Source organism: Sulfolobus acidocaldarius SUSAZ (assembly GCA_000508305.1).
Classification (GTDB): domain Archaea; phylum Thermoproteota; class Thermoprotei_A; order Sulfolobales; family Sulfolobaceae; genus Sulfolobus; species Sulfolobus acidocaldarius_A.
Genome location: CP006977.1, coordinates 44294 through 55735, shown reverse-complemented (window position 1 = coordinate 55735; position 11442 = coordinate 44294). Strand labels below are relative to the sequence as shown.

Genomic DNA, 11442 nt, shown 5'->3' with positions numbered 1-11442 from the left:
CTACTAGAAACTGAATAAAATATTTACTCAAAGCCATTTTGATGATCGTATAAGCTCTTAATCATAATTATGGCATGCTTTTCTCTTCCATAATAGTCCTTCTGAATCCTTATTGCTTTATAACCGTTCTTTATGTAGAAATTGATAGCAGACATATTTTTATAATAAACTTCTAGGTACGAATGAATACAATGATAAGCTAATTTAAACCTATTTTCTAGTTCAGAAATAAGTTTAGTGCCAATGCCACTTCCTCTCTTATCTTTTTTAACCGCGATAGATACTATATGTCCCCTATAGCCAAATTGTATTATGCCTAGAATATACCCTATAACCTTATTACCGCTTTTAGCAACGATAAAGAGATCACCCGATATATAATAATAGGCTCTGAGTAAAGAAAACGGATAAGGATTATCGAAACTCTCTAATTCTACGTCATAAATTTCAGGTAAATCCTCCTCCCTAGCGTCAGATATAATTATCAAAGTTACTCACTAAATATAAGAAATGAAGATTTTAGAATTTAATGACAAACGAGGATCGCTCAAACTTCACGTAGAAAATGAAGATGATTTATGGCTACTACACATTATAATAAAAAAGGGAGATAGAATAGTTGCCAAGACCACCAGAGATATCAGTATGGGAAAAGACAGTAGGAGAATTCCAATGACTATAGAGCTTCAGGTGGAATATACAGAATTTCAAAATTTTACCACTAGGCTTAGAATACACGGACTAATACTTGACGCACCAGAAAGGTTCGGAATAAAAGGAGCCCATCATACTGTAAATTTAGATATTGGTGATGAAGTAATTATAATAAAAGAACAATGGAATAATTATGAATTAGAGAAAATAAGAGAACAAGAGGAGAAAAAAGGTAAATTACTAATTGCATTAGTGGATGTAGATGAATATATCATAGCATTATTGATGAAGCAAGGTGTGAAAGTCCTCGCAGAAAAAAGTCTCCAGACTCCGGGGAAGGATAACGATGTAGTAAATGAAAATATTGAAGAAATGGCAAATGAGATAATCTCATTTGTAAAACTTACAGGCGTAAACGTGATTATAATTGCAGGACCAGGTCCTTTTAAAGACATGGTAAACCAGAAAATAAAACAGATTGATAATAAGTTGATTGTATATGTAGATAGTGTATCGTCAGCTAGCAGAGCGGGATTAAATGAATTACTCAGGAGGGATATTATAGATCAGGTATACAGGGAATTTGAAATAGCACAACAACTAAAAATACTTGAAAGTATAATGGAAAATTTAGCTAAAAATACTGGATTAGTTATGTATGGCATAGAAGATATAAAGAAGGCTAATGAACTAGGTGCAGTGGATAAATTACTAATTACTGAAGACTATCTAACTGATACCGGTAGGGAAATTATTGATGAGCTCTTGAGGGATATTGAGAAAAAGAAGGGAAAGATTATGATAGTACCAAAGGATTCTCCAATATACTATCAAGTTAAAAATTTGACAGGAATAGTCTCTCTACTGAGGTTTAGAATAAACTAACTTCTCTCCTATCTTAAGTTTCCTCCAATCAGGATACTCCTCCACTAATACATACTCATTTACTCCCAAGTGAGTAACCAGAGATGGTGAAATACTCCAGACTCCTTTTTCTATCTCTTCACCATAATCACTTAGATCTTGAGAAGACTTCACTATAGCTCTTAGAACTGTTCCCTCTCCTGTTCCCTCCTCATAGGCTTTAGATGAGTACTTTATAATTCTCAGGAACCTAGTTCTGGTTTCCACTAAATCTTTGTAAACTGAACTACAGTAGTGGAGTGCAATTTTCTCGTCATGCAATTTCCTCAAAGTAGCATGAGCTGTTTCAAAACTTCCATTTACTCCTGCAAGTCCATGGGCGCTTTTAAAACCTCTAGCATTTAAAGGTGCATAATTCCTTTCTGTTAGTTCTAGCTCATTTATGTTAACGAACTTAACTCCTATCGCTTTTGACCATAATATCAACTTTTCCAGCTCTTGTTCTTGTCCTGGTATTGCAGGAAGCTCTATTCCCACGTCGAAATCAAACTGCACTGCTTTCTCTATTGCTCTTAGGTATTCTCTTTTTAGAGGATGAAATCTAATTTCGTCCAAGCCGGCTCTTTCTAGTTCACTTAAAACATCCTTAGTTACATATCTACCACTAGTATACAGGTGAATGTGGAATTCCTGACCAAATTCATCCTTAAATTTCTCAATCAAATTTACTACTTTGTCAATTCTTATCAAGGGATCTCCGCCTGTAATTCCTGCACCTAATGCCCTCATTCTGTAGGCTTCATAAATAAAATCCACCAGGTTTTCAGCAGGAGCTTCATTAGCAAACGCCTTATCCTTCCCAAATCTCTGTTCACTTACCGGACAATAGTAGCAATTATCCCCACATTCACCTGTGATAAAAACTACAAGCTTACCCCCCATCCTACATAGCTCGCAACCTTTAGGCAGATCAAGATTATATAATCCAATCTCAGGATTTCCTTTTAGCAATCTTACTCTCTATGAAAGCTTTTACTTCATTCCTTTTAACTTCATCTAATAGTTCTCTAAGCTGTCTAATCATATCTGTATCGTTTAACGGCTTATTGGCTTGAATCTTAGGAGCACCTTCATTACCTCCTTCAGGAAAATACCAATGTTTAAACCACGTGAAGCCTGCTTTCAGCAAAGAGAAACCCAACGGTGTATCTGCAGGCGAAAAACCTTGATACAACATACCAGCAGTTTCCTTGTCCCTTATGTAGGTTACAAACAGTTTACCACCAGGAAGAAGCGTATTATAAATAAAATTGAATAAATCAACTTCCCCATCAATTTCCCTAAGCCATGGATCATAATCTATTTCTATCCAAGGCAAATAATACTCCCTTCCAGTAAAATAAAACGTCCTGCCAACTTTCCTTCCATTTACATAAAGAATGAAGGTCTTCAGTTCTTTTATTTGAGTGTCTTTTACATCTATGCTCTCTATAACTAATTTATTCCCTACCCTACCGCTTAGCATCTATCACTCTTCTAAAATACTTATTTGACTTATATAAATCTCTAAAAGCCTCTTGTAAACTTTCCTCCCTGGTAAGCTCATATTTAATAAAGATTCCGGTATGACCCTTCTCCTCTCTTTTAGTCAATAATCTTTCCCTTTCCATTATTGTATACTTTGAAACATTCTTAATCATTTTTACAGCATAATCTTCATTACCTTTCAATGGAAGCTCCATGTGTCCCTCCTTAGTGGGAATTATAATTGATAGCTTTTTATTAACACCAGGAGCTCGAATGTCCTTTCTTATCTCATCTCTGCTCAATAACCCACCAAAGTAGTAGAATTCAGTCTCCTTCTTTGTCAATTTGGATAAGGGAAATGAAATGACTTTCTTCTCCTCATGATCCAATGAAATATATGCCTTAGGAGTGGAAAAAGGTGTCGCCTGCACTATAAATTTATGATCACAAGCTATCAAATCCAAACCCAGAATATTAGGATTAAATATCACAATATCTATATCACTTTCCTTATTTACGTCACCTCTTGCAACAGAACCGTAAACAAAACCCTCCATTCCCAGTTTGGTTAAATAATTCAAAATCTCCATAGCAATTTTTCTCTTCTCTATGAGTACTTTCCAGTGCTCATTAGTATAAGCTACCTCCATTTAGTTTTTATTATCCAAATAAGGATATAAATTCATGAATAACATAGTATACTTTGCCTTAGGTATATTACTTTTCTGGCTTATAATGTACTCGTTTAGAAGACGACTGGAGAAAAAGGGATTCGTGGTTTACCCTTTCATGTTACTGTGGAAAAAACAGACAAGAAGTGAGTGGTTCCCAAATTTCGCTAGGAAACGAGCCTATAAGATATTCGATAAAATTGCAGTTGTACTGGGAGTAATTTCATTAGTGTTAGGGTTAACTCTAATACTATATGTTTTCCTGAACTCTGTATTCCCGTCTAGTTCAGGGTCTACAGTTTCGTTACAGCCCATAATCCCGGGTATAACAGTTGGTTTAGACCAATTACCCTATATCCTCCTTGCAATTGGAATCTCTGTTACACTACACGAATTAGCTCATGCAGTATCAGCTACCTCTAACGGCATTAAGGTAAGGAGTGGCGGTCTTTTACTTCTCATTTTCTTTCCGGGAGCATTTGTGGAGCCTGATGAGGAGGAGTTCAAATCTGCCAGCTCCATATCTAGACTTAAAATAATATCCGCTGGAATAGCTGTAAACCTGATCTTAGCAGCCATATTCTTTCCCTTAGCCAACTTTCTACCTGCAAATCTTTCGCAAGGTTTACTTATAGTAGGTGAAAAGCAATATTTTCCAGCTTATAATACTTCAATACCCGTAAACAGTATAATATTAAAAGTAGATGGAAATGTGGTAAAAGTACCTCAACAGTTATCTTATTATCTAGATCAAGGAAGGACTCATATACTTACCTTATTATATCCCAATGGTTCAATAAACTCAATTACGATTAACACAACTGAAACACATCAGATAGGTGTTTACATTACTTATTATTTTCCTCAGGGACTACTTGGATTGCTTCAATTCATAACATGGATGTTCACTGTTAATTTCAGCCTGGCACTACTGAACGGTGCTCCACTAATTATCACAGATGGAGGAAAAGTTTTCACAGAAATAACAAGAAAATTAGGATTGGGAGATAGGGAATCTTATCTTATACAATCAATATTTACTGTGATCCTCATTGGAGCAATATTGTTCTCCTTTAATCCTCTTGGATGACCTTGGCACTAAGCATAGGATATGGTATTATTTCTTTTATACTCATGTTATTTGTCAACAGCATTATCAACCTGTCTATACCTATTCCTAATCCTCCTGTAGGGGGCATACCGTAGCTAAGAGCTCTAACGAAGTCAACATCATATGGGTGAGCCTCTTCATCTCCTCTCTTAAACATTTCTTGCTCTTGTTTGAATAGCATGTCTTGTATTATAGGATCGTTCAGTTCAGTATAAGCATTTGCAAGTTCCATTCCAGCCACATACAATTCGAACCTTTCCACTAATCCTTGCTTGCTTCTATGAGGCTTGCAAAGGGGAGTTGTTTCCACAGGATAATCCAAAACGAAGGTCGGTTGTATTAGTGTCGGAGTAACCAATTTATCAAATAATTTCTCTATCATTAAACCTCTAATATACATATTTCCTCTTGGCTTAAGTCCATTCTTATCCATAAGAGACTTTAGCTCTTCGTCACTCATTTTATCAACATCTTTGCCTAAGACTTCAGTTAAGGAATCAATCATGGTAATTTTTCTAAATCGTGAAAACTCTATCGTGTACTCTTTTCCTCCAATATTGTATTTTATTTTAGAGTCATTATTGATATTTTTAACTACATCTTGGAGCATTTCTTCAGTAAGTCTCATAATATCGTTGTAATCTGCATAAGCCCAATATAACTCCAATAGAGTAAATTCTGGATTATGTGTAACATCTATGTCTTCATTTCGAAACACTTTACCTATTTCAAATACTTTATTAAATCCACCAACAATGTATCTTTTGAGATATAATTCTAAAGATATTCTCAGATACCAGTTTTCATTCAGGTAGTTTACATGGCTCATAAATGGTTTAGCTAGCGCCCCTCCGTAAACAGGTTGTAATATGGGTGTTTCCACTTCCATAAAACCTTTCGAATAAAGGAATTCCCTTATTCTCTTTATCGTGGAATATCTAATTTCCATATTTCTCCTAGCCAAATCATTATACAGAAAATCTACGTACCTGTGAGCATATCTAAACTCGGGTGAAAGTTTGGACCAATCCGGAGGTTCTATTAGGGACTTTGACAAGAGCTCATAGTCCTTGATTCTAAGTGTTAATTCGCCTTTTATAGTATAGAGCAAGTCACCTTTAACACCTAATATGTCTCCTCTGTCTACTATCTCGAAGAATTTATCATACCTATCGCCTAATTCATTAACTCTTAATTGTAATTGAAGTCTTTCGCCCTCATCAAATATATCTACGAAGGAGATTTTACCATGTCTCCTAATATTAGCAACCCTACCAGCAGTAGATATATCAAAAGCAAATGCATCTGTGGGTTTGTCACTCCTCTCCATCTTCTTTATGTCTATAATAGTGTAAGTTATATTGTATTTATGAGGATATGGATTGATTCCCTTTGACTTTAACTCATCAACTATTTTTACTCGTCGTTCATCCCATTTCAACGCTAAATCAATAATATGAAACATAGAGTTAAGTTTTAAACTTTGCACAAAGCCGATGAGTTAAGTTTATTTCTATCTAACACTTAACTATAATCAACAGATGATCGATAATGGGCCCATAGCTCAGCCAGGTAGAGTGCCGGGCTCCAGATGAGCTGCATTGGGTCTTAAGACCCCCTTGTTGGGGGATGATATAGATCTGGAGGAGAGACCCGGTGGTCCGGGGTTCAAGTCCCCGTGGGCCCATTATTTTTAATTTAGTTTCTAACCGAAATCATGTAGCATGAAAACAATTACATGAATCAGATCTTGCTAACCCTCTTCACCAATCCAGAGCCTGGAAGCTCATCATTATATATCATACGGGCAAATAATAGACCAGTTCAATACTTTTCTCCTTACATAACTACATAATGGGCATAATGATAAAAATTCTTCACCACTAACCACATACGACTCTACCATCTCCATAAACTCCCTATCCTTTTTAAGTACATCTCTTAGCTCATTAGCACCCCTTAGCCCTCTGATCAAATAGTTTATTTCAGTAGCTGAAACTCCTAGAACCTCACCTATTTGCTTGTACGTATATCCTTTTGCATATAAGTTATTGGCTATTAAATTTTTTACAACTGGGATAATTTCACGGGATGCTTTCTCACAAGGCGCATTAATTCTCTTCGTCATAACATAAAATATACGTAGTAAGTATAAATTATATTAACCTTACAGTTAAGTCGAATTCTAATAAATTAAAACAAGAAAATAAAAAGAATTTATGTGAAGATTTTCTTAACAAATTATTTATTTTTTCTCTCTTTCCGCTCTTGCTAACATGTCTAATAATTCTTTTGGAGCGTCTTTCTCGCTGACAGCTCCTCTACCTGTCTTACCATTGTCGTCATAGGTAAAGGACACCATTTTGCCGACTCTCCAGACCTTCTTTATCTTTGAAGTGTCTACTTCTTTCTCTTCACCCTTATACTTGAACTTTACCTTCACCATATTAGGTCAAGATATCTTACGATATTGTCATAAATAAACCTTACGGTATTAAGTTAAGTCATACTTATGAGACTACCTCAAATTATTTTTCCTATATAATGTATACAATTTTATGGGGAATCCAGTACAATAATTAGTAATATTGAAATATAATTTATTCTCTAAAGGAGTTATACAAACTGTTCATGATTACGCTATAAAACATAATGATTCTACAAAATATCTAGATCAACGTATGTTGGTAAGATCAAGCAACAAATTAATAAACCTTAAACTAGCTAGTTATAATGAGGGGCCGTAGTCTAGCTTGGACTAGGATGCCAGGCTTGGGCCCTGGTGGTCCCGGGTTCAAATCCCGGCGGCCCCAGACTAAAAAATTTAAACAGTTTAAACTTAATATTAAGTATGAAGCGTATCAAAGTTCTAGTAGCTAAATTGGGATTAGATGGCCATGATAGGGGTGCTAAAGTAGTAGCCAGAGCATTGAAAGATGCTGGCATGGAAGTTGTTTATACTGGTTTAAGACAAACACCTGAGCAAATAGTAAAAGCTGCAATACAGGAAGACGTAGATGTTATAGGAATAAGTATACTGAGTGGAGCTCACATTGAGTTAATATCAATGTTAGTGAAAGAGATGAAAGACAAAAAACTAAATGACGTAGGTCTCGTAGTTGGAGGAGTTATCCCACCTCAAGATATTCCTGCCCTAAAGCAAATGGGTGTAGATGAGGTATTTTTGCCAGGTTCAAGTCTTAAAGAAATAACTGAAAAGATAATAAAAGTAGCCTCAGATAAGAGAGGTTTAAGTTTTGAGCCTGTTAGATGAAGCACTCAAGGGGAACCAGTTAGCAATCGGAAGACTGTTAACTAAGATAGAATACCTGACCCCAGAAGGTCTCGATGCCTTAGAGCAATTAATGAAAAATTCTGGAAGAGCCCATGTAATAGGAATAACTGGTTCTCCCGGCTCAGGGAAAAGTACACTAATTTCTAAGCTTGTTAGTGAATATTTAAATAGAGGACATAGGGTAGGTGTGATACTAATAGATCCATCAAGTCCATTTAGTTTAGGCTCCTTTATGGGTAATAGGATAAGGCTATCCGAAGATGAGTTTGGAGAAAAAGTTTTCATTAGAAGTATAGGATCCAGAGGATATTTAGGTGGCATATCTTCAGAAGCATTAATGTTAGTAGAAGCTCTAGATGGGTTAGGATTTGATAGAATATTGGTTGAAACAGTTGGTGCAGGTCAAACGGATACAGAAGTCATAGATACTGTTCACACCATAAGTGTATTAACGACTCCGGGAACTGGAGATGACATACAAGCCCTAAAAGCAGGAATAATGGAAATTGGAGATATCTATGTTATAAACAAATCCGATAAGCCTGAAACTGAATTAGCCTATAATACTATAAGGTTTGCAATTGAAACCGCTGAAGGTGAGTATAAGGATGGATGGAAACCGAGGATAGTGAAAACAATAGCAATTAAGGGAGTTGGTATAAGTGAACTCGTTGACACCTTTGATGAACATCTGAGGTTCTTGATAGGTAATAGAAAGTTTGAATCTAAAGTAAAAAATAGAAGAATTAAGATATTAGAATTACTACTGAAAAGATCAGTAAATAGTATAATAGAAAGTTTGATTACAAAGAATAAAAATGAGATAGACATAGAGTTAAATAAAAATCACAGAATTAGGCTTCTTATTGAGAAATATGCAAAAATCATTGGTAATATATTAGAAAATAAATAGAAAGCTTAATTTTACTTGAGAATAAATTACTTCCTACTCTTTTTCAGCCAAACCTAATAAAAAATCCTCTAAACCGCTTTCCAGTTTATATGTACCCAACTCTGTTTTCCACACTTTGCTCACTTTTGCATATCTAATAAATGTGGATCCTTGAATTAGCCAAGGCTGAGTAGAAAAGAGAGTAATAAACTTCTTAAACTCGTTTATTAAAAACACTTTACCAGGAGATACGATAAAGAGGTAATCTACATTTAAAGAACTATAGTTAGGAGCTAAGGCGTCATTATAAGACTCAATTAAAACATTAGTCTCCCGAGACAATATTTTCTGGGTAGATATATCAGAGATATCTGGTGAGTAATTTATAATCTCATTTAACTTTTCCTTAGGAACACGGATGGCTTTTAGAACCTTTGATAACGACTCTATCTTATCTACGAGAGAATCAGTTACCAATTCACTAAACTTTTCTAAGACTAAGTGTGATACCACGTTGCCGTCATATAATCTTACCATTACAGGAAGACCATTTGTAATAATCTCTTTATAGAGCCTAACATTATACCCTAATTTTTCGAGATCTGGAGGAGCAAGAAGAACCGCAAAAGGATTTATCATATTTATATCTAGCCTGGTTTCATCATAGTATTTTAGAGCATCGTTGCCTACAAGTGCTTTAAGTTCTTCACTTCTCAATAACGTAGAATAACTATACCATGCATTATGGCCTGCAACTGGTTTATGCGGAAACACATGTATTCCAACACTCTTAAAAAAGCTTAGAATAGAAAGCGAAAAAGTGGTCTTACCCGAATCCATGGGAATTAAACCACTTACTAGTATTTTCATCCTATTGCTCTTCTTACTATAGCCATTTCTTTTATATACGTTTTAGCCTCGTCCAATTTACCCTCTTTTATGGACAATAGTGCCAGGGTAGAGAGTAGAACGTGTTTTTTGCTCATATAATCACTTTCGCCTATTCTAATTCCCAGATTATTTTCTGCATAGTCTATATCTTCCTTTATAGCTTTGACAACCTCTGCATCAACACTCCATATATCTTTGAGTAACTGGAGACCTTCTAAGTTAACAAAACGGGCTGCGAACTGCAGATCATTCTTCAAATATTTGTAATTACTGAATATGGCATGAAGCTCTTGATTAGTCATTTTTGATAGAGAGGAAAGCCCTATAATCTCAGGTGGAATACCTATAGTATATAGAGAGCCAACAAAGGAAATAGCTCTAGGTAGTGTTACCTTACCTGTACTTCTTGAATATCCAAATAAACCTATGTGCAATTTTCTGGCTCTTCTTCTAGGAAGTAGTAATGCCACTTTGTTTATAACATCGGCTAATGCCTCTATCTTATTCTGATAACCTTGTGTGTATTTTCTTGTTACGTTAGAAATGATCTCCTCATCTTCCTCACTTAATTCAATTTTTTCGGTTACGTTAGTCCCATTTACTTTCTTTATTGCACTGATCACAAGGTCATCTTCATAGTCATATTTGAAAGCTGATTGAACAGTAAAGGTATATATGCCTCTGTATTCATTCAAAGTATTTTCAACATTATATGGACTAAAATGACCTCTGAAGGGTAAAGAACCGACTCCGAGTAAAGGAAATATCTTCACTCCATAAATCTTTTCCATTTTCGAAAGTCTGCTTAATGCGTATTTCACTGATAGAACAGCTGACAACAAACCATAATTCATAGCTGGATCAGATCTTGCTAAGAACACTCTCAGATAAGGTGGTCTCTCTATTTCTATGTATTTCCCAACTATTGTATCTATTCTTAACATTGAATCTCTATCTTCTATTAGAGGAATTACTTCGATCTTCTTAGGATTTGTCTCACCTATAATATCCTTCACATATGTATCATCAACTAGCTTCGTATTGTCACTGTTAACTATTACTTTCTCATAAAACTTGATGACTGCAATTAACTCTTCATAACTAGTTGTAAAAGGTAAGATAACTTCAAAGACTGGTGGATTAGGATTTTCGCCATAAAACTTCTCAGCTAAGTCATATGTTATTGGTATAGTATTTAGCGTTTCAGCAAAGACTTTTCTCTCAGCACCCTCTATTTTTGGATTTGGAACCCTATACGTCAAGAAAATATCCTTGCCTAATATCCTGTGTCTGAAAAATTCTGGGTATTGACTTAGTAATTTTCTCACTACATGAGTGTCCACGTCCTTACCTTCGGCATCCCACATCACCTCTTCCACGCCATATCTGGAAAAAGCCAAATATGCCTCAATAATCTCGTTTTCACCGCTGATTGCTTCTCCTTGGTTCCATTCAGGAACTTTTGCGTTATCAGGGTGCTGTGTTGACATAGTCCTAGGTATTTTTCTCATTTGTAAGGCATAAGCGAAAAAGAGGT

General features: G+C 35.4%; 13 protein-coding genes and 2 tRNA genes. 6 read left to right on the top strand and 9 right to left on the bottom strand.

Annotated features, from left to right (window positions below):
* Window positions 1-23 precede the first annotated feature (23 nt).
* The gene (locus tag SUSAZ_00345; protein ID AHC50595.1) at window positions 24-488 is read right to left on the bottom strand and encodes an alanine acetyltransferase; all 465 of its coding nucleotides are present in this window, start codon (window positions 486-488) and stop codon (window positions 24-26) included.
* A 22-nt stretch (window positions 489-510) separates the two neighbouring features.
* Between SUSAZ_00345 and SUSAZ_00340 the strand changes: the two genes are divergently transcribed.
* Window positions 511-1539 (top strand): mRNA surveillance protein Pelota, encoded by a 1029-nt coding sequence (locus SUSAZ_00340; GenBank protein ID AHC50594.1) that lies wholly within the window; start codon window positions 511-513, stop codon window positions 1537-1539.
* On the opposite strand, the gene SUSAZ_00335 is transcribed toward SUSAZ_00340, so the two are convergent.
* From SUSAZ_00335 to SUSAZ_00325, 3 genes are read right to left on the bottom strand one after another with little or no spacing between them, the layout of a single operon-like run.
* A complete protein-coding gene (locus SUSAZ_00335) occupies window positions 1516-2529 on the bottom strand; it encodes a radical SAM protein (protein AHC50593.1) in 1014 nt (337 codons plus the stop codon). The two genes, SUSAZ_00340 and SUSAZ_00335, sit on opposite strands and share 24 nt — an antisense overlap.
* Window positions 2510-3043 carry a hypothetical protein gene (locus SUSAZ_00330; GenBank protein AHC50592.1) on the bottom strand — a complete coding sequence of 178 codons (534 nt, stop codon included), beginning with the start codon at window positions 3041-3043 and terminating at the stop codon, window positions 2510-2512. Before SUSAZ_00330 ends, SUSAZ_00335 begins: the two co-directional genes overlap by 20 nt.
* Window positions 3030-3695 carry a DNA polymerase subunit beta gene (locus SUSAZ_00325; protein ID AHC50591.1) on the bottom strand — a complete coding sequence of 222 codons (666 nt, stop codon included), beginning with the start codon at window positions 3693-3695 and terminating at the stop codon, window positions 3030-3032. Before SUSAZ_00325 ends, SUSAZ_00330 begins: the two co-directional genes overlap by 14 nt.
* A gap of 34 nt (window positions 3696-3729) precedes the next feature.
* Here SUSAZ_00325 and SUSAZ_00320 point away from each other — a divergent pair, with 34 nt between their 5' ends.
* Complete coding sequence (locus tag SUSAZ_00320; protein ID AHC50590.1) at window positions 3730-4806, top strand: peptidase M50; 1077 nt, start codon at window positions 3730-3732, stop codon at window positions 4804-4806.
* Here SUSAZ_00320 and SUSAZ_00315 read toward each other — a convergent pair.
* Complete coding sequence (locus tag SUSAZ_00315) at window positions 4790-6268, bottom strand: lysyl-tRNA synthetase (protein AHC50589.1); 1479 nt, start codon at window positions 6266-6268, stop codon at window positions 4790-4792. The genes SUSAZ_00320 and SUSAZ_00315 overlap by 17 nt on opposite strands.
* Window positions 6269-6380: 112 nt before the next feature.
* Here SUSAZ_00315 and SUSAZ_00310 point away from each other — a divergent pair.
* Window positions 6381-6514 (top strand) — tRNA-Trp (locus SUSAZ_00310).
* 105 nt (window positions 6515-6619) lie between these two features.
* Here SUSAZ_00310 and SUSAZ_00305 read toward each other — a convergent pair.
* Both SUSAZ_00305 and SUSAZ_00300 read right to left on the bottom strand, forming a co-directional pair.
* A complete protein-coding gene (locus SUSAZ_00305; GenBank protein ID AHC52385.1) occupies window positions 6620-6955 on the bottom strand; it encodes a hypothetical protein in 336 nt (111 codons plus the stop codon).
* A gap of 117 nt (window positions 6956-7072) precedes the next feature.
* A complete protein-coding gene (locus SUSAZ_00300; protein ID AHC50588.1) occupies window positions 7073-7273 on the bottom strand; it encodes a DNA-binding protein in 201 nt (66 codons plus the stop codon).
* 291 nt (window positions 7274-7564) lie between these two features.
* Between SUSAZ_00300 and SUSAZ_00295 the strand changes: the two genes are divergently transcribed.
* From SUSAZ_00295 to SUSAZ_00285, 3 genes are all read left to right on the top strand, one after another.
* Window positions 7565-7640, top strand: a tRNA-Pro gene (locus SUSAZ_00295).
* A gap of 38 nt (window positions 7641-7678) precedes the next feature.
* Window positions 7679-8101, top strand: a complete 423-nt coding sequence (locus tag SUSAZ_00290) for a methylmalonyl-CoA mutase (GenBank protein ID AHC50587.1) — start codon at window positions 7679-7681, stop codon at window positions 8099-8101.
* Complete coding sequence (locus SUSAZ_00285; protein AHC50586.1) at window positions 8091-9035, top strand: LAO/AO transporter ATPase; 945 nt, start codon at window positions 8091-8093, stop codon at window positions 9033-9035. The genes SUSAZ_00290 and SUSAZ_00285 overlap by 11 nt, the downstream gene beginning before the upstream one ends.
* A gap of 33 nt (window positions 9036-9068) precedes the next feature.
* Here the strand turns inward: SUSAZ_00285 and SUSAZ_00280 are convergent, their stop codons facing one another.
* A complete protein-coding gene (locus SUSAZ_00280) occupies window positions 9069-9884 on the bottom strand; it encodes a hypothetical protein (GenBank protein ID AHC50585.1) in 816 nt (271 codons plus the stop codon).
* On the bottom strand, window positions 9881-11416 hold the full coding sequence (locus tag SUSAZ_00275) for a phosphoenolpyruvate carboxylase (GenBank protein ID AHC50584.1): 1536 nt from the start codon (window positions 11414-11416) through the stop codon (window positions 9881-9883). Before SUSAZ_00275 ends, SUSAZ_00280 begins: the two co-directional genes overlap by 4 nt.
* Window positions 11417-11442 lie beyond the last annotated feature (26 nt).

Excerpts from the sequence above, each read along its gene's own strand:
- SUSAZ_00320 (AHC50590.1), top strand. The coding sequence starts at position 3,730 with ATGAATAACATAGTATACTTTGCCTTAGGTATATTACTTTTCTGGCTT.
- SUSAZ_00275 (AHC50584.1), bottom strand. The coding sequence starts at position 11,416 with ATGAGAAAAATACCTAGGACTATGTCAACACAGCACCCTGATAACGCA.
- SUSAZ_00325 (AHC50591.1), bottom strand. The coding sequence starts at position 3,695 with ATGGAGGTAGCTTATACTAATGAGCACTGGAAAGTACTCATAGAGAAG.
- SUSAZ_00300 (AHC50588.1), bottom strand. The coding sequence starts at position 7,273 with ATGGTGAAGGTAAAGTTCAAGTATAAGGGTGAAGAGAAAGAAGTAGAC.
- SUSAZ_00280 (AHC50585.1), bottom strand. The coding sequence starts at position 9,884 with ATGAAAATACTAGTAAGTGGTTTAATTCCCATGGATTCGGGTAAGACC.
- SUSAZ_00340 (AHC50594.1), top strand. The coding sequence starts at position 511 with ATGAAGATTTTAGAATTTAATGACAAACGAGGATCGCTCAAACTTCAC.
- SUSAZ_00305 (AHC52385.1), bottom strand. The coding sequence starts at position 6,955 with ATGACGAAGAGAATTAATGCGCCTTGTGAGAAAGCATCCCGTGAAATT.
- SUSAZ_00290 (AHC50587.1), top strand. The coding sequence starts at position 7,679 with ATGAAGCGTATCAAAGTTCTAGTAGCTAAATTGGGATTAGATGGCCAT.
- SUSAZ_00330 (AHC50592.1), bottom strand. The coding sequence starts at position 3,043 with ATGCTAAGCGGTAGGGTAGGGAATAAATTAGTTATAGAGAGCATAGAT.